Here is a 19,409-nt window from a genome sequence, read left to right as displayed (position 1 = left end):
GAAAAATAAGTATCTATTAATTACTAAAAACAAAAGAAATGAAAACAATCAGACAGTATTTTTCGGCAGTATGTCTTGCGACACTATTTGCAGTCATTGCAACAAGTTGTGGAAGCGATGATGACAACAACCTTCCACAACAGTTTACTGTAACTTTTGACTCGCAGGGAGGAAGCAATGTAGCTGCTATGACAGTAGAAGATGGAACAAAGATCAAAGTACCTACTGCTCCTACAAAAGACAGATCAATCTTTGTCGGTTGGTATAAAGAAAACAATTATACTAATATTTGGAATTTTGAAAGTGATATAGTAGTGAAAAATATTACTCTTTACGCTAAATGGCAACAGGTTGATTATACAGTTACATTTAATACAAATGGAGGAAACACTATTACTCCCCAAGGTGTAGCAGAAGGTGGATGTGCAGTGAAACCATTAACTCCGACAAAAGTAGGAAATGCTTTTGAAGGCTGGTATACAGACGCCGCATTGACAAATGAGTATAATTTTAGCACTCCAGTCACAGGAGATCTGAATCTCTATGCCAAATGGGCTGAAATCAACCTCGAATCATTGACTAACTTGATCACAGAAGCATCTCAACTAAATAGCAATAATTATGAAGTTGATTCTTATAATGAAATGTATACAAAACTTCAAAATGCAAGACAAGTTGCAAATTCTTCATCTCCAACTTCCTCCCAGATTTATGATGCATACCAAGCACTGATTAATGCAATCAATCAGTTGGTAGAAAAGCCTTATCGCGCAACTGTAAAGTTAGGATTCAATCCAATGCCAGTAGATGGCTTTATTTATGTAACCGCAGGTTCCGAAGAGCCGTTTTATTTATTTGCTAACGGATTAGATGCCAATAACGAACAATCAACTAATTGTGATGTAAACTTCACCTATAGTGGTTTGGAATCTTGGGCACAAGATGAAATCACCAAGGATAACCACCAATTATCATTTATGATCAAACCCACGCTTGCAGCAGGTACTACAATCGACATTAAAATCACATCTGTCGAATTCCCGTCAGTCAATCAAACTGTAACATTAAAAGTTATAGGAATTGACGAGTTAAAAACTAAGTTTATCGAGACAGTTAATGTATTACCCACTTCAGACCAGATTGGTCCAGATAATTATGACAATGCAGAAAAGGCAGTAGATGAAGCATTTAGATTATACAACAGTCTCTCGGAAGAGGGAAGGCAGGATGCTGATATTATTGCAGCATTCGAAAAGCTCTTAACTTGTTCTCGTGCTTTAGAAAACATTGCTAAATTCTCTTACTCATTTACCGGAAACCGTTGTGAATTTACAGCATATGGAGAGGCCTTTTATTGTGATTACGAATCCAAAGGTCAATTTCCTGTAGGAGCCTATACTATGATTGAATGGGAGAAAGATGGCAATAAATACTATAATAGTAAAATTGAACTCAAGTCAGATAATACTTTCCAAGTATATTACAGAACATCGACAAGTGCAGACGGCAAAAATCCGACAGCATGGGATGAGGAAGAAGAAGGGACATACTCTTTCACTGGTAATAAAACTAATGGAGGTACTGTCTTTATGGTATATGAATACGACGAGAATGATTACAGAACTATAAAGTCAGCCAGCCAAATAAATAAGCTGAAAGCAACACGTCACTCATCAAGTAAATAAAAATAGACTTTCTAGCCAACAGTTAGCATTTATGCAAAAAGAATAAACTATTTAGCATCAATGTTTAAAGAATAAAACGAACTAATTTATAATAAATTAGTTCGTTTTATTTTAGAAAATCTATAAAGTAATCTTAAGTATCTTTCCATTAGACTTTCTTCTTATAACTTATCGATCTATCCAAACATTTCACTAGAAATATTTTAAATTATATCGCAATATTACAGATTTATAATTTATAAAAAGTATTGTCCTTCCTCCTTTAATCTTTTACGCAAGAAGTTAGTATCAATCTTGTGGACATCATTCTTTGTCTGTTTTATAGCATGTGCTGCCGCCATTCCAGCAGCTTCACCAGTCACCAAACAAGGAGGCATTACTCGTAAGCTACCAAAAGCTTCTTCGTCTGTAGAAATACAACGTCCTGCAGTCAATAAATTTTTTATCCCTTTAGGAGTCAAGCAGCGGTAAGGAATACCATGAGACTCTCCCTTTTTATAGCGTGTAGCTACATGACCAGGTTTATGAACATCAATATAATAACAATTACGTCCAATTTCATCCTCAAATGTTTTACGTTCCCTCCAATCTTGCGCTGTAAAAATATAATCCCCTTCAATTCGGCGACTATCTCTTACTCCTAATAGCGAAGCAGTCTTTACAACAAAAGCACTGCCGAAGGTCTGTGGTTGAAACTCTTTCATTGCTTCAAGATACTGCCCGGCGATTTGTCGGCCGGTAATCATAGCATTTGTGGTCTCCCAAGGATCAGTTGAGTCTACATTGACAAGATGCCCTGCATTGAATTGTAGAACGTTCGGACCAATCAAATTACTGCATAAATGATTATCTATCAAGGGATATTTGCCAGATGCAATAGCGGGATAAATGGGACTGTTTTTATTACTTGTATGCAAGGAGGGACCAGCCATATAACGATAACTATCAACATTAGCGAGGGAGAAACATAAAGTAGAGCTTTGTACTTTTCCTTCATCGTCCCCTCTTTTAAATGAAGCACCAGCCCATGCAGCCAAATCTCCATCTCCTGTTGCATCAATAAACACCTTTGCCTTAAATGCAACAAGTCCGGATTTATTTGCAACTATAATAGCATCTACCGTATCATTGCCAGCCATCTCCACAGCTGCTACCCGTGAAAAGAAAAGTACTTGTGCCCCTGAATCAGTAACCATCTGATCATAAAGTGCCATCAAATGCTCGGGATTTATACTAACCCAATCCATTTTTTGCTTTTTCTCATGGGGTACCCCAACTTTCGATGCCTCAAATACTTTCTCTGCTAAACCTCTATAAATTATTTTTTCACCATCAGAAAACGGACACCATGCCGGAACCATCCCAGCTGTTCCCATTCCACCAAGTTGTCCCATTGCTTCAATAAGTAGAGTTTTAGCCCCCTCTCTTGCTGCAGAAATTGCGGCAGTACAACCTCCAGGTCCTCCACCGACCACAATAACATCCCATTGATTATCCACTGCAATCTTAGTGTTCTTCAAATTCATTTTGGATTGTGATGTTTCTCCCTGTACATTGAGAGCAGGAGCAGTAAAAGCAGCGGTAAGTAACCCAGCCTTTTTTAAAAAATCTCTTCTTGAAGTCATAATTGTCTATTTATCATTTTATGTATGGTAGTCATATGCAATTTAAGATCTGATAACTTTAAATTAGAAAATCTTATTCAATTTATCTGACTGCTAAAATAATTTTTTATTTTCAATCTCACGAATGTTTTAAACATTTTTGCAATACATAATAAAATTATTTATCTCTGTCAATCTACGAGTTACACTTTTTTCTATTTCAACTTTTCCAATGTATCATCTTTATAGCAAAAAGATTAATTTATACTTTATTGATATGTTTTTCTGATCTGGAAAAATATAAAATTACTATCTTTGCCAAGAGTTTAGGAATCTGAATATTCTTTAAGGGGATAGCTTATTCAAAGCCATTATTCAAAACTTAAAAGATGAAATCTTAAAAAAATTACGGCATTTATTTGTAGAGGAAAGTGCTTTCATAAAAGTACTCTCCTATTTTTTTATTTATGGGAACAACACATTTATCTATCGAACTTATATTTGATCTAATTGCTCTCACAATGGGAGTAATACTTATTTTTCGGGCAAAAGACAATTATCAAAGATTATATTGGGGAGTAATAGCATTTGCTATCGGAGCGGTCATGTCATGGGAGAATATTGGATGGTTAATCGTAGTCACAGATACTCCGACATATGAGTTTACAGATCTTCTCAATATCGAAAAGATGCTTAAATGGTATGCTTTAGCCAGTATCGTATGCCTTTTTCCTATCGTATCTTTATCCCCGGGATACTTTAGTCATTTCAGGATATTTACTTTCTTATTGCCTCCTATCATTATCGTAACTGTAGGCTTATGCTATCTATGTTTCAATGGAAAGATCACTCCTATTAATTCTTTGAATGAAATAATACCTAATATTAAAGAACTGGATATAAAACTCAGGCTAGCAATATTTCTACTTTCCATTCTTATTCCCCTAATTTTCCTCATCTATCCGTTAATTAGTAATAAGACTTACCGTAAGATTAATAATAATTTATATGTGTTCATCGGATTTTTATTTTTATTTCTTAGTATATATATTCTGTTTACTTTAAATATCAATGAATTTGTATTCAATTTATTTGGTATAAGTGCGATTATATTTACTATTTTATTCTCTATACAATATTTACGCCATGAAAATCCATTCTCAGATCATATAGATATGATTTGTGATACCAACAAAGAAGATTTACATACAAGCCGACCTCAACCCCTACCACTTTTCTCTAAAATTGAGACGTACCTTAAAGAAGAACATCCATATACAGATCAAAATTATAATATAGAAAGCTTGGCAGAATTTCTGGGCGAGAAAGAGCATTTTATTTCGGGAGCAATCAAGAGTGGAGGTTTCACAGGTTTCAGAGAGTATATCAATTATCGCCGATTAGAATATTTTAGGCAACTAGCTACAGAAAATCCTAATAAAAATGTGAAAGAATTGATGTACTTATGTGGCTTTACTTCACGTGCTACTTTCTATCGTAATTTTTCGGACAAGTACGGCATATCTCCAACGAAATACATTGAAATTCATTCAATTAAGCAGTAAATCATCTCATGCATCTCATTGTACATAAATATATAAAAGTGTCTCATTTCAGAAATGAGACACTTTTTATTTTTATGTATTAAACTAATCTTTTATTTTTGGTGAATAAAATCAAAAGGGGGAACAACAAAGAGGAAATAAAGTCTAAAATCAAGGGGGATAAAAAAATTATGGAACACAATACTAGACAGATGATACATATTGGAAAGATAATCGAAACAGAGCTTCATCGTCAAGATCGTCCTGTTACATGGTTTGCAAATAAACTTTATTGTGACAGAACAAATATATATTCAATATTCAAAAGAAAAAGTATAGATACAGAACTTTTATTACGAATTAGTCATATATTAAACCATGACTTTTTCAGCTATTATATTTCAGAGTTAGATTACTGCCACCTACAAAATTGTGACGATCAATAAAAGAGTATAAAAGAAAATGAGAACCATTATAGTGTATCATTTGTTGATATATTATAACCAAACATTCTAAAAAGATGCTACTCACTTTCTTAAATACATTAGCCACGATTATCAGTGTCATCAGTCTACTGATTGTCACCTATGGAGTATTTGTCGGCTTCATTGCTTTTTTGCGTAATGAAATCAACCGATTCAACGGAACATATACTCTTAACAACATCCGGCAATTACGTGCCGATTTCGGCAGCTATCTTTTACTTGGACTAGAATTTCTGATAGCTTCGGATATTTTAAAAACTGTAGTAGACCCGACTTTAGATGAATTAGCCATCTTAGGTGGAGTAGTTATTGTCAGAACAATACTTTCTGTCTTTCTAAATAAAGAAATTAAAGAATTAGCCCAAGACGAAAATTCAAAAGAAGCAAAAGAGTAAATTATTATAAAAAAATCCCTGTAGCCTTTCAACTACAGGGATTCTTCGATTATATATCTTAAATATTACTTGCTATAAGAAGCCTTTACAAAAGGAGCATTCAACAGATAATCAATACTTTCTTTAACACTTTCTTCTACCGGACAACTATATCTTTCAATCTCAGCAACAATATTCTGAACACCTGCAGTTGCTGCATTATTAAAGATTGCATCAAATCCTACCATACCGCTTTGGCCAAGCTCACGGTCATCTTTGATATGCAATATTTTAAAACGACCAGGATATTTTTTGAAGTAATCAACCGGACTATTTTGACCTCTTACTACCCAATATACATCCATCTCGAAAAACACGTAATCAGGATTGGTATTTTCAAGCATATAGTTATACATAACTTCCTTGTCTTCTACTTTTTGGAATTCATGAGCGTGGTTATGATATCCATATAGCATACCATTTTCTTTGCATCTTTTACCTATTTCATTGAAATAATTACAGTAAGTCTGTAAGTCTTTCAATGTTTTAGGTACTTCCATCCAAGGAGTTACAATATATTTCATTCCGGCAGCTTTATGGTCAGCAATACATTGATCCCACCATTTCAGTGATTCGGAAAAATCACCGGAAGCTAGTTCTTGGCTGGACAAACCTCTTGAAGTATGTGAAGACAACACAGTCATACCAGCATTTTCAATAGTACTCTTAAATTCTGCCGGAGTCAAGCCGTAAAACTTACCATCGTTATAATTGGCAGCTTCTACACTTGTATATCCCATTTGTGCCAACTTTTTTAATAATGCGTTAAAATCTGATCCTTCTTTTATCAAATCTCTAACTGAATAAAGTTGAACAGAAACATCTTTTTTCTTCTTTGCATCTACACCTTGTGGTAATACAATCAAAAAAGCTAATAATATAAGTAAATATCTAAATTTCATAGTCCAAATTGTTTTATTATAAAATAATATTTACCGTTGAATAAAATGCTATAATATAGTTTTCAACGGAGTTGTTAATAAATAATCTTTATTAATCAAGAATTTTTACGCGAATATTACGGAACCAAACATCATTACCATGATCTTGGAACCCAATAAATCCCTCTTTATTGTCACCACCACAGTTATTCAGTAGTTGAAATGCTGAAGGCCATCTTTCTTCACTGAATTTACTTGCCTGAAGCATTTCAGTCCATTGTGGTGTCCACAAATTATACTCTACTACTTTTTGATCATTCTGACCATGAACAACAGTTCCGTTAAGTACCTTAATTTTAGCCTTATTCCATTCACCAAATGGATTTTGGTTCTGAGGAACAGCAGGAATCATATCATACAGAGAAGCAGATTTTCTGTTGTTATCTTTGCCAAGTTTTGCATCCGGATGATTTGCATTATCCAACACCTGAAATTCAGGAGCAGAAACGTAAATAGGTTCTAAAACCTCTTTACCGTTTTTATCAGTAAATGTTACTTCTTGAGCCAGATAGAAAATACCAGAGTTACCTCCTTTTGAAATTTTCCATTCCACTTCTAATTCAAAGTTTTTAAATTTATGAGCAAAGATAAGATCTCCACCCTCACCATCTTCAGAACTATTGAATTTAATGCAACCATCTTCAATAACCCATTTAGTTGGAACCCGGTCCTTACCATAGCCACGCCATCCATTGAAAGTCTCACCATCAAAAATAGTAATATAGCCATTTTTGTCTACAGGTAATTTCAGATTATCAGTATCAGCAGCTTTCAGTGACTTTGAATAACCAAGAGTAACTTCTTTTTTTTTCTTTGCATCCAATACTTGAGGTAATGCAATTAAAAAAGCAAATAAAATAAGTATATATTTAAATTTCATTATCGAAATATTTAATCATAACACTATATAAAAAACTTCATGGAAGAACTATTATCATGTATTTTCCAAAAAGTTATGCTAATAGCTTAAAGTTTTATTAATCGAGAACTTTTACACGAATGTTACGGAACCAAACATCATCACCATGATCTTGGAATCCAATAAATCCTTCTCTATTGTCACCACCACAGTTATTCAGCAATTGAAATGCCATAGGCCATTTTTCTTCACTGAACTTACTAGCCTGAAGCATTTCAGTCCATTGTGGTGTCCACAAATGATATTCAAGAACGTTTTGATCATTCTGACCGTGAACTACAGTTCCTTTGAATACCATAATTTTAGCCTTATTCCATTCTCCAAACGGATTTTGGTTCTGAGGAACAGCAGGAATCATATCATACAAAGATGCTGATTGTCTGTTGTTGTCTTTACCTAATTTAGCATCCGGATGATTAGCGTTATCCAATACCTGATATTCAGGAGCAGAGATATAAATAGGCTCTATAACCTCATTACCATCTTTATCGGTTGAAGTCGCTTCCTGAGCTAAATAGAAGATACCGGAGTTACCACCTTTTGAAACTTTCCACTCAACTTCCAATTCGAAGTTTTTGAATTTGTGAGCGAAGATCAGATCACCACCGTCACCGTCCTGAGCTTCTCCGCCTCCAGTGCCGTTGAACTTAATACAACCATCTTCGATCACCCATTTAGATGGAACTTTATCTTTACCATAGCCACGCCAGCCATTAAAAGTTTTTCCATCAAAAATAGTGATATAGCCATCCTTGTCTACCGGTAATTGTAAACTGTCAGTATCGGCAGCTTTCAATGACTTAGAATAGCCAAGAGTAACCATGTCAGATGATTGTTCTTCCTGAGTATTAGCATTTTTCTTACCAGCGCCACAAGATGTCAATGCACCCGCAATTACGCAGCAAGCTAAAGGATAAAACAGATTTTTCATGATTGCAATTTGTTAAATTAATATTTATGTTAGTTTTAATTATATAGGCATATCAGGCAATTTCCATCCATCACGATATGTATGCTTGATTAATTCCTGAGCAAAAGCCTGTGCATTAACTGGTTCTGTCCAAGTTTTATCAAAGGTCGGATGGCCATTTTTAATAGTAAAACCATCCTTGATGACAGAACGGACAGTAGCATTCGGATCAATATTGGTAAACGTCATATTCGGTCCATCCCACAGCAACTCTTGATTGAGCGACTGCAATCTGATAGCAAGCACACCCATTACTACCATTTCATTAAAAGGACCTGCTTCGCTAAACGAGGATGCAGTCTGTATACGACTAGACGGTTTTTCCTTACATGCACGCACGAAATCCATTTCATGAGATTCCTGAATTTCACGCAATACTTTCGGAGAATCAGGATTTCTTCCTGACAATAGCCATGGATTAATACCATAGCTACCACAGATAAGAGTATCTTTTGTTCCATGGAAAATGACGCCACCACCATTATCATTGAGATCTTTATGAGCAGGTAATCCCTCAGGGCGCATTGGTTTTAAGCCTCCATCATACCAAATGACTTCAACCTCCGGCATTGCTACCTTTGGCATATTTTCACGTGCAGGGAAAGTATATTTTACCATCTGAGCAGTTGGTGCACAATCAGATAATAACAAAGTAGAACTACCTTGTACTTTAGTAGGATAAGTCAATTTTAATCCTTTGAATACAGGATGGAGAATGTGGCAAGCCATATCACCTAATGCACCTGTCCCAAAATCCCACCAACCACGCCAATTCCATGGAGTATAGCAAGAGTTAAAATCACGATATTGAGCCGGACCAAGGAATAAATCCCAATCCAATGTTTTAGGAACTGCTTCACTTATTTCTGGACGGTTAAGTCCCTGTGGCCAGATAGGACGGTCTGTAAACGCTTCCACTTTAGTTATTTCTCCAATTTCACCATTCCATATCCATTCACAGACTTTACGAACACCCGGTGCAGAAGAGCCCTGATTACCCATTTGTGTAGCTACATTATATTTTTCAGCCAATTTTGTCAATAAGCGTGATTCATATACTGTATGAGTTAGTGGTTTCTCGCAATAAACGTTCTTCCCCATCATAATAGCTTCCGAAGCAATTAGAGCATGAGTATGGTCAGGTGTTGCTATCATTACGGCATCCGCAGATTTTCCTAACTTATCGAACATTATACGATAGTCGCGGAATTGTTTTGCTTTCGGGTATTTCTTGAATACATGATCGCTATAGTTCCAATCTACATCACAAAGACCGATAATGTTTTGACTTGACAAACCATTCAAGACACTAGCACCGCGACCACCGATCCCGACACCTAGAATATTTATTTTGTCACTTGGCGACATATGGCCGTGACTCTTACCTAAAATAGTGTTTGGAACAATAGATATACCTGCTAATGCTGCTGCTCCTGTTTTGAGAAATTGTCTCCTTGAGATGTTTGACATAATTTATAGTATTAAGGATTAATTATAGACTCTAGACTATTATTCTGCAATAATCCATATCCATTTTTCATATTCTTTCTACGTTCACGAATTTTCTCTAAAGTTCTCAGATTACCAATAGAAGGTAAATCATGTGTTTGGGCATCTTCCAAGAAAGTCCAGGCATATTCGGAAGCAATAGCTGAATCACGCATAGATGGTAATCGTGGATTTCGTATTCCTGATTCTATAGAATCGGCAAACAGATTACATAAAACATCAATATTTTTCCCACCGAAAGGTTTTTCCAAATGAATAGTTTCATGAACTCCATGAAGATCTACTTTTGCTGTCTGAAAATCATGAGTCATGTGTGCAATGCCTTTCGTCCCAATGATATCCACGTACGAATTATGGGTCTGGTCTTTAGACAACTGACCATATACAAATCCTTGTGTGATATCAAAGACTACACCATTTTGAAAAGTTCCATGGCATTGTACCCACCAAGGATCTTTATAGTTCCACATATTAATACCTTGAGCATGCCAAGTTTTATATTCATAACCAGCATACCAACGTGCAATATCGACATAATGCATACCACAATCATGGAAAGCAGGGCCTTCATATTCATGTCCTTCACCGGGTGCTAAACCGGGAGTCATGTGGCAAATACGCAAAATGGCTAATTCGCCGATTTCTCCTCTGTCTATAAATTGTTTGATTTCCTGGTGATACCAAGAATTTCGAAGATATAAATTAACGGTAGATAAACGATCACTATTCTCTGTAAGTTCTACAACTTCCCATTCTCTATCAACAGTGTCTGCAACCGGTTTTTCCGAGATAATATGTTTTCCGCTACGAATAGCACGTTCAATTTGTTCCTTACGAGAATCTGCTAATGCAAAAAGTCCAACCACCTGCACACTCTCATCATTAAAAATGAGTTGTTCATCAGCTATCACTTTAGATTCAGGTGAAAGCACTTTTGCTAATTCACGGGAATCAGCACTTACATCACAAATGTATGCAACTTCCCATCGACCGCTCTTTTGCATTTCCTCCAAATAAAATCGTCCCATACGACCGAAACCGATCAGACCAACTTTTATTTTCATATTACTATTCTTTATGTTGTCAAAGTACTATATAATAATAAGGTATAAATTCGAGATTGAACTTCCAGTCAGGACTGAAAATATATGGTCTTTTTTAAACGATTCAAGAGATTCGTGTTTCATGTTTTTATGTTTATTAGTAGCTACGCAACAAATGTACGGCAATTGGCAAGAAAATGAAAGTACTCTTATATAAAGAATTATAAAAATAATGCAAAAAAGTATTAATGACTTACTTCTATTTATTAAGAAAAAGCTTTTATTCAGTTTTTAATATAATCGTTTCATTTCTTCATTCTGTATTTTTTGGAGGGATTAATCAAAAACAGAAGTTGTTATCAAAGCAATCCAAATCATAAAAATTAAACAACTCCCAACAGTTCAACTTCAAATACAAGTGTCGAAAATGCAGGAATCGGACCGGAAGCACGTGAACCGTATCCCTTCGTATATGGAATGTAAATAATCCATTTATCTCCTACGTGCATCTGCTGAAGAGCCAACTGCCAGCCTTCAATCACATCACTAAGACGAAAAGCTTCGGGACAGCCGCGTTCATAAGAATTATCAAATACTCGACCATTCATTAAACTACCCTTATAGTGTACTGTTACTATACTACGTATGTTAGGTGAAATCCTTCCCCTACCACTTTCTAGAACTCTATAATATATATTATATGGTAATGAATAAATACCTTCCTGTCGGGAAAGTTCACTCAGAAACTGCAGATTCTTTTCTTTATATTCTTCCTTTCTTCCCATTATAAAATTTATTTTAATACAAAAGTAAGAAGAAACTTCCATAAAATCAGTATATTTGTTTATTGAATCATAAAATACCTTCGTTATGGAACTAGCAAAAGCCAGATGCAGCAAAGCTGCCGGACTATTCTTTTTTATTTTGATGATTGTAGCCGTCTCTTCATGTACAAGTAGCAAGAAGGATATCATACCTTCTGCAGAGTATGCTCCGTATGTAAATGCCTATACGGGAGGAGTCATTTCACAAAGTTCTACAATACGAATTGAGTTAGCCCAAGATCAACCAATGGTAGATCTTAATAATGAATTGAAAGATGATCCTTTCCATTTTTCTCCTTCCATAAAAGGGAAGGCATACTGGATTAATAATAATACCATTGAATTCGTCCCGGAAGAAGGAGCTTTACACCCCGGAGAATTTTATGAAGGTACTTTTAAATTAGGAGATTTTGTAGAAGTAGATAAACGTTTGAAAGAATTCAATTTTTCATTCCGGGTACAAGAACGCAACTTTACTCTGCATACCGAACCAATAACGATTACAGCTACTGAACCCGATGTAGTGACAGTAAAAGGAGCGATTCGTTTTAGTGACACTGTGAAAAAAGAAGAAGTAGAAAAAATGCTGACTATCGGTAATGGCGGTAATGCTCCTGTTGAAATAATTGCAACGGATAATCCTACGCGTTATGAATTCAGCATTAACCAAGTTCCAAGAAAAGCAGAAGATTACCAATTAAAAATAACAGCTAATGGGAAAGCGGCCGGTATAGATCGGGTGCAGGATGAAGAGATATTGATCCCTGCCAAAGGAAACTTTCGTTTCATTTCTGCTGAACGTATCGACCAACCGGAAAATGGGATTGAAGTTATATTCTCCGATCCAGTTTCCAATACTCAAGATTTAAAAGGATTGATTGAGATTCCCGAGGTTTCATCTTCCATTTTTCAAATCAAAGACAATAAAGTCTTTATCTATTTTGATGCCAACCAACTGAACCAACTAACTCTAAAAATTCATGAAGGAGTAAAAAGCAGCCAGGGAAAGTCATTGAACGCTTCCCAGTCCATCTCTTTCAGTGAGCAGAGCCTAAAGCCACAGGTAGAAATGGCCACATCAGCTGCTATCCTACCCGACTCGAAGAGCCTGATTATTCCATTCCGCGCTGTAAATCTATATGCAGTAGACATCAGTATAATCCGAATTTTCGAAAGCAATGTATTAATGTTCATGCAGACCAATTCGCTTTCGTCAGCTAATGAATTACGCCGTTCCGGACGATTAGTCTACAAAAACACATTATGGCTTGCTAAAGATTCCTCAAAAGATATTCATCGTTGGGATGATTATTCTATTGATCTTGCGGGATTAATTCGACAAGAACCGGGAGCTATATACCGGGTTATACTTTCTTTCCGCCAAGAGTATTCCGCTTACCCTTGTGGCGGAGAAAACAAAGATTTGCAGTTTAAGGATAATGATGTAGAAAATGATTTGACAAAAATCAGCAACGAAACGTTGTCCGATGAAGAAGAAGCCTTATGGGATACTCCGGAAGCATACTATTACTACAATGGCAGTGTTCCTGTGGATTGGAGCCAATATAAATGGAACGAGCGTGATAATCCTTGTGCTCCTTCCTATTATATGGGGTCTGACCGGACAGCTACTTGTAATGTTTTCGCTTCCAACTTAGGAATGATTGTAAAACGCAATTCACTAAATAAGTTATGGATTGCCGTAAACAATATATTAGATACAAAGCCTGTAGAGAAAGCACAGGTAACCATTTATAACTTTCAATTGCAACCTATCGGAAAAGGAGAAACAAATGGTGAAGGATTCATTGAAATCAGTCCGAAAGGTGCTCCTTTTATTGCTGTAGCAGAGTATGACAAACAAAAGGCATACGTTCGTGTAGTTGATGGTGAAGAGCAATCTGTCAGTCGTTTCGATGTTGGAGGTAAAGATATTCAGAAAGGATTAAAAGGATTTATATATGGTGAAAGAGGAGTTTGGAGACCGGGAGATACCCTTCACATCTCTTTCATTCTGGAAGACCGTGAAAAGAGAATTCCTGATAAGCATCCGGTAGCATTGGAAATCTATAACCCCAAAGGACAATTCTACACTAAAATGGTCTCTACAAAAGGGATGAATGGTTTCTATACGTTTGACGTAGCAACACAGCCAAGTGACCCGACAGGAAGATGGAATGCATATATCAAAGTGGGAGGAACAGCCTTTCACAAAAGTCTGCTGATTGAAACCGTAAAACCAAACCGGTTGAAAATCGATCTGACTATGCCAACCATTTTACAAGCGTCATACAAAGAGTCTTATGCTATTCTTACTTCCGCATGGCTCACAGGAGCCTCAGCATCACGACTAAAAGCTAAGGTTGAGATGTCATTATCTAAGGTAAATACGCAATTCAAGAATTTCAGTCAGTACATATTCAATAATCCGGCAACAGATTTTACGACGATTAAATCTGATGTATTCAATGGTCTACTGGACGACAAAGGAGTAGCAGGATTCACATTAAATCTCCCTGCCGCAACCCAGGCCCCGGGTATGTTGAATGCAACTTTTATTGCCCGTGTATTCGAACCGGGAGGAGACGCTAGTATATACACTCACAGCGTTCCATTCTCACCGTTTAATTCATATGTAGGTATCAACCTGAATCAACCGAAAGGTAAGTATATCGAAACGGACAAGGATCACATATTCAATATTGTTACTGTTGATGATCAGGGACGGCCGGTAGACCGTTCCAATCTGGAATACAAAATATATCGCATCAGTTGGAGTTGGTGGTGGGAAAATAGTGAAGAATCAATTGGGAACTATATCAACAGTAGTTCCTTTACTCCTGTAGCCAGTGGTAACCTGCAGACAACAGGAGGAAAAACAGCCTTTACATTCCGTGCCAATTATCCGGACTGGGGACGTTATCTGGTATATGTGAAAGACAAAGAAAGCGGACACGCAACAGGTGGCACTATCTACGTCGATTGGCCGGAATGGCGTGGACGTTCCGATAGAAGCAATCCGAGTGGAGTCAAAATGTTGGCTTTCTCATTAGATAAAGATTCTTATGAAATAGGAGAAACCGTGACAGCCATTATTCCGGCATCGGCAGGAGGACGTGCATTAGTTTCCATAGAAAACGGTTCAACGGTATTGCAGCAGAAATGGATGGAAGTTTCCAATGAAGGAGATACTAAGATCACTTTCAAAGCAACACCCGAAATGGCTCCGAATGTATATCTACATATCAGTTTGTTGCAACCATATGCACAGACAGTCAATGATCTGCCAATCCGGATGTACGGAGTTGTTCCGGTATTCGTTACCAATAGCCAGACTATCTTGCAACCGGAAATCAAAATGCCGGATGTATTGCGTCCGGAAACAAATTTTAATGTGACAGTTAGCGAAAAGTCCGGCAAACCGATGACATATACGTTAGCTATTGTAGATGATGGTTTATTGGATCTGACTAATTTCAAGACACCCGATCCTTGGAATGACTTTTATGCACGTGAAGCTCTCGGTATCCGGACGTGGGATATGTATGATGATGTATTAGGAGCCTCAGCCGGACGATACGGTTCATTATTCAGTACTGGTGGTGATGCAACATTGAAACCTGCAGATACAAAAGCAAATCGTTTCAAACCGGTAGTTAAGTTTATCGGTCCGTTCTATTTAGGTAAAGGTAAACAAGAGACACATACATTAAAACTTCCGATGTATGTAGGTTCTGTACGTACCATGGTCGTTGCCGGGCAGGACGGTGCTTATGGTAATGCTGAAAAGACATCTTCCGTACGTACTCCTTTGATGTTATTATCCACCTTGCCACGTGTACTCAGTACACAAGAGGAAATCATCGTTCCGGTGAATATTTTTGCAATGGAGAATCAGGTAAAGAACGTGACAGTATCATTAAAAGTCTCCGGTGGAGGTGTGCAGATAAGTGGTCCGCAAACGCAAACGCTGGCATTTAATCAACCGGGAGACCAACTCACCTTTTTTACTTTAAAAACAGGTAACCAAACGGGAAAAGCAACGATTCATTTGGCAGCAAGCGGGGGAGGACAACAGACTCAAGAAACGATTGAAATAGAGGTGCGAAATCCGAACCCGGTAGTTACTTTACGCAACAGTCAATGGATCGAAACCGGAAAAGAAGCTGAACTATCCTATAATTTGAATGGTTCTTCATCTGCCAATAATCATGTGCAGTTAGAAGTATCACGCATACCGTCGGTAGACATCAGTCGCCGATTCGATTTTCTGTATAATTATCAGCACCAGTGTACAGAGCAGCTCACTTCAAAAGCTTTGCCTCTCCTATTCGTCTCCCAGTTCAAAGCGGTAGATGAAAAGGAGGCAGAAAAAATCAAGACCAATGTACAGGAAAGTATCCGTCAGCTCTATGCACGCCAACTCCCCAACGGAGGATTTGTATACTGGCCCGGAAATGCTGTTGCCGACGAATGGATTACATCGTATACAGGAATGTTCCTGACACTTGCACAAGAAAAAGGATATGCCGTTCATCCGAATGTATTAACCAAATGGAAGAGATTCCAACGGGCAGCGGCACAAAATTGGCGGATGCCTCAGCCTCAGGAAGCTAGTGAGTGGCAACAATGGCAATCCGAACTACAACAAGCATTCCGCCTATACACTTTGGCATTAGCCGGCGCACCGGAATATGGAGCGATGAACCGGATGAAAGAACAAAAAGGATTGTCCCTGCAAGCTAAATGGAGACTGGCAGCAGCCTATGCATTGACCGGAAAGATGAAACCTGCCGGAGAATTGGTATACAATGCAGAAACCACCGTTATCCCTTATTCTTCGACAAACCAAATTTATGGTTCATACGACAGAGATGAAGCCATGATTTTGGAGACTTTGCTGTTGATGAACCGTGAACGGGATGCATTACAACAAGCCAAGAAAGTCTCTCAAAATCTAGCAGAGGAAAATTGGTTCAGTACTCAATCCACAGCTTTTGCCCTCATGGCAATGGGACGTTTAGCCGAGAAGCTATCGGGTACTTTAGACTTTACATGGAAATGGAACGGCAAACAACAGCCCGCTGTAAAATCAGCCAAAGCTGTATTCGAAAAAGAGCTTGCCACTTCTCCCAAGTCCGGCACAGTTTCTGTTAAGAATCTGGGTAAGGGAGCTCTAAATGTAGATATTATCACACGTATCCAACTGTTGAATGACACTTTACCTGCTATAGCAGATAACATTCGCCTGGACGTAAGATATGTAAGCACTGAAGGACTACCTATCTCTATTGAGGATATCAAACAGGGAACTGACTTCATGGCTATCACTTCCGTATCTAATATTAGTGGTACTTCCGACTATAGCAACCTAGCTCTGACGCATATTATACCATCCGGATGGGAAATATATAATGAGCGTATGTTTGTTCCTGAGCCAACAGCTACAGAATCGGCCAATGCTTCAGAGAATCAGGGTCGTGCATATACCTATCAGGATATTCGTGATGACCGAGTACTGACTTACTTTAATTTACGCCGTGGCGAGCAGAAAACATTTGCTGTAAAATTGCAAGCCACCTATGCGGGTAACTTTATCCTTCCTGCCATTCAGTGTGAAGCAATGTACGATGCAGCCGTACAGGCACGTACGAAAGCAGGAAGAACAATTGTCAGCCGCTAACATCAGCATAGTTTATGCGAGGTAGGCTATTGAGTTTCTTAAAACATTTATCCGTCACCAGAAGAGTAATGCTTTGCTGCATTACTCTTCTGGTGATCGGATATATATTTTGTATTCCTCGTCAGCTATTCCATGTCCCCTATTCCACCGTCGTTACAGATCGTAACGGAGACCTGCTGGGTGCACGCATTGCATCTGACGGTCAGTGGCGATTCCCGCCACGTGCAACAACACCGGAAAAGATCAGGCAATGCCTTGTCACCTTTGAAGATAAACATTTTTATTATCATTGGGGAATAGATCCGTTGTCCATCGGAAGAGCTTTCTATCAGAATATAAAAAACAAGCGCATCGTTAGTGGAGGAAGCACTCTTACCATGCAAACAATCCGGCTAGCCAGAAATGAATCACGAACTATTGGCGAAAAGTTCATTGAAATGATTTGGGCTACCCGTTTGGAATTCCGTGCTTCCAAAGAGGATATTTTATCCATGTATATATCACATGCCCCCTTCGGAGGTAATGTAGTAGGTCTGGATGCTGCATCCTGGCGTTATTTCGGACGTTCTGCCGAAGACTTATCCTGGGCCGAGTCGGCAATGTTGGCCGTACTGCCTAATGCGCCTGCAATGATCCATTTATCTAAAGGACGAAAGACTCTGCTGGCAAAACGTAACCGTTTATTAAAACAACTGTTTGAGAAGAAGATTATTGATTCATCAACCTATGAATTAGCCATCGGTGAACCTCTTCCGGAGGAACCCCACCCGTTGCCTCAAACAGCTCCCCACTTGGTCAGTCGTTTATTTCAAGAACGGAACGGAGCATATTCCCGTTCCACAATCGACCGTGGCATTCAAAATCAGATAGAAGATCTCGCAGAACGGTGGAGCAATGAATTTAACCGAAGCGATATCCGGAATCTTGCTATTCTGGTCATTGATATTCCGACCAACGAAGTAATAGCTTATTGTGGCAATGTACACTTCGAACAACAACGAGGCGGATATCAGGTAGATATCATTCAAGCACCCAGAAGTACGGGTAGCATATTGAAACCTTTTCTCTACTATGCAATGCTAAAGGAAGGAAGTTTGTTGCCAAACACACTATTACCGGATATACCCATCAATATCAATGGGTTTACTCCCCAAAATTTCAATATGCAATTTGAAGGTGCTGTGCCGGCCTCAGAAGCACTAGCGCGTTCATTGAATATACCGTCGGTTACCATGCTACAAAAATACGGAGTACCCAAGTTCCATCATTTCTTGCAACAAATCGGATTCAAAACAATCAATAAACCTTCATCTCATTACGGACTTTCTCTTATTTTGGGAGGTGCTGAAGCTACCTTATGGGATGTAACAAATGGATATGCCCAAATGGGACGGATGTTACTTGAACAAAAAGGAGCTATTCCCGGTAAATTCTCTCAATATGAAAAAGCCCAGATTTTACTGAGAACAAATGATAACGAGGCTGATAATGACAAGCCATCCGATAAACAAAGAAGAAACAAAGAGAATCTTTCCACCTCCGGGAAAGAAGAACAAGAAGAATCGGCCGGTGCTGTCTGGCAAACCCTATCCGCATTAACAGAAGTAAATCGTCCGGAAGAAATTGATTGGAAATCAATCCCTTCTATGCAGACCATTGCCTGGAAAACCGGAACCAGCTACGGATTCAGGGATGCGTGGGCAGTAGGTGTTACTCCCCGTTATGCAGTCGGCGTATGGGTTGGCAATGCAACCGGAGAAGGCAAGCC

At 38.0% G+C, this 19,409-nt stretch carries 13 protein-coding genes; 6 read left to right on the top strand and 7 right to left on the bottom strand.

From position 1 onward, the window contains the following. The first annotated feature begins 38 nt into the window (after positions 1-38). The gene (locus PHO71_RS06330) at positions 39-1,685 is read left to right on the top strand and encodes an InlB B-repeat-containing protein (protein ID WP_300200558.1); all 1,647 of its coding nucleotides are present in this window, start codon (positions 39-41) and stop codon (positions 1,683-1,685) included. Between the two features lie 236 nt (positions 1,686-1,921). On the opposite strand, the gene PHO71_RS06325 is transcribed toward PHO71_RS06330, so the two are convergent. Then, complete coding sequence (locus tag PHO71_RS06325; RefSeq protein WP_300200555.1) at positions 1,922-3,310, bottom strand: FAD-dependent oxidoreductase; 1,389 nt, start codon at positions 3,308-3,310, stop codon at positions 1,922-1,924. Positions 3,311-3,756: 446 nt separating this feature from the next. Between PHO71_RS06325 and PHO71_RS06320 the strand changes: the two genes are divergently transcribed. The 3 genes from PHO71_RS06320 to PHO71_RS06310 all read left to right on the top strand — a co-directional run bounded on the left by PHO71_RS06320 (position 3,757) and on the right by PHO71_RS06310 (position 5,713). Next, positions 3,757-4,854, top strand: a complete 1,098-nt coding sequence (locus tag PHO71_RS06320; RefSeq protein WP_367279884.1) for a helix-turn-helix domain-containing protein — start codon at positions 3,757-3,759, stop codon at positions 4,852-4,854. A gap of 191 nt (positions 4,855-5,045) precedes the next feature. Further along, on the top strand, positions 5,046-5,279 hold the full coding sequence (locus PHO71_RS06315) for an XRE family transcriptional regulator (protein ID WP_300200928.1): 234 nt from the start codon (positions 5,046-5,048) through the stop codon (positions 5,277-5,279). Between the two features lie 74 nt (positions 5,280-5,353). Beyond that, positions 5,354-5,713 carry a DUF1622 domain-containing protein gene (locus PHO71_RS06310; RefSeq protein WP_300200549.1) on the top strand — a complete coding sequence of 120 codons (360 nt, stop codon included), beginning with the start codon at positions 5,354-5,356 and terminating at the stop codon, positions 5,711-5,713. A 65-nt stretch (positions 5,714-5,778) separates the two neighbouring features. Here PHO71_RS06310 and PHO71_RS06305 read toward each other — a convergent pair whose 3' ends face one another. The 6 genes from PHO71_RS06305 to PHO71_RS06280 form a co-directional block, all read right to left on the bottom strand. Further along, positions 5,779-6,654 carry a sugar phosphate isomerase/epimerase gene (locus tag PHO71_RS06305; RefSeq protein ID WP_300200546.1) on the bottom strand — a complete coding sequence of 292 codons (876 nt, stop codon included), beginning with the start codon at positions 6,652-6,654 and terminating at the stop codon, positions 5,779-5,781. Positions 6,655-6,745: 91 nt separating this feature from the next. Next, entirely contained in the window at positions 6,746-7,573 is an 828-nt protein-coding gene (locus PHO71_RS06300; protein WP_300200543.1) for a DUF1080 domain-containing protein, read from the bottom strand. 97 nt (positions 7,574-7,670) lie between these two features. Beyond that, complete coding sequence (locus PHO71_RS06295) at positions 7,671-8,543, bottom strand: DUF1080 domain-containing protein (RefSeq protein ID WP_300200540.1); 873 nt, start codon at positions 8,541-8,543, stop codon at positions 7,671-7,673. 39 nt (positions 8,544-8,582) lie between these two features. Beyond that, positions 8,583-10,055, bottom strand: coding sequence for a Gfo/Idh/MocA family oxidoreductase (locus tag PHO71_RS06290; protein ID WP_300200927.1), 1,473 nt, complete (start codon positions 10,053-10,055; stop codon positions 8,583-8,585). An 8-nt stretch (positions 10,056-10,063) separates the two neighbouring features. Beyond that, positions 10,064-11,155, bottom strand: a complete 1,092-nt coding sequence (locus PHO71_RS06285) for a Gfo/Idh/MocA family oxidoreductase (RefSeq protein ID WP_300200537.1) — start codon at positions 11,153-11,155, stop codon at positions 10,064-10,066. Between the two features lie 362 nt (positions 11,156-11,517). Beyond that, a complete protein-coding gene (locus tag PHO71_RS06280; RefSeq protein WP_300200534.1) occupies positions 11,518-11,919 on the bottom strand; it encodes an FKBP-type peptidyl-prolyl cis-trans isomerase in 402 nt (133 codons plus the stop codon). An 85-nt stretch (positions 11,920-12,004) separates the two neighbouring features. Here PHO71_RS06280 and PHO71_RS06275 point away from each other — a divergent pair, with 85 nt between their 5' ends. Next, complete coding sequence (locus tag PHO71_RS06275) at positions 12,005-17,641, top strand: alpha-2-macroglobulin (RefSeq protein WP_300200531.1); 5,637 nt, start codon at positions 12,005-12,007, stop codon at positions 17,639-17,641. Between the two features lie 14 nt (positions 17,642-17,655). Then, on the top strand, positions 17,656-19,409 hold a 1,754-nt coding region (gene pbpC / locus PHO71_RS06270), incomplete at its 3' end, for a penicillin-binding protein 1C (RefSeq protein ID WP_300200528.1).

This window comes from Bacteroides sp., from assembly GCF_028690125.1.
In the GTDB taxonomy this organism is placed as follows: domain Bacteria; phylum Bacteroidota; class Bacteroidia; order Bacteroidales; family Bacteroidaceae; genus Bacteroides.
This window is presented reverse-complemented; position numbering and strand designations above follow the sequence as displayed.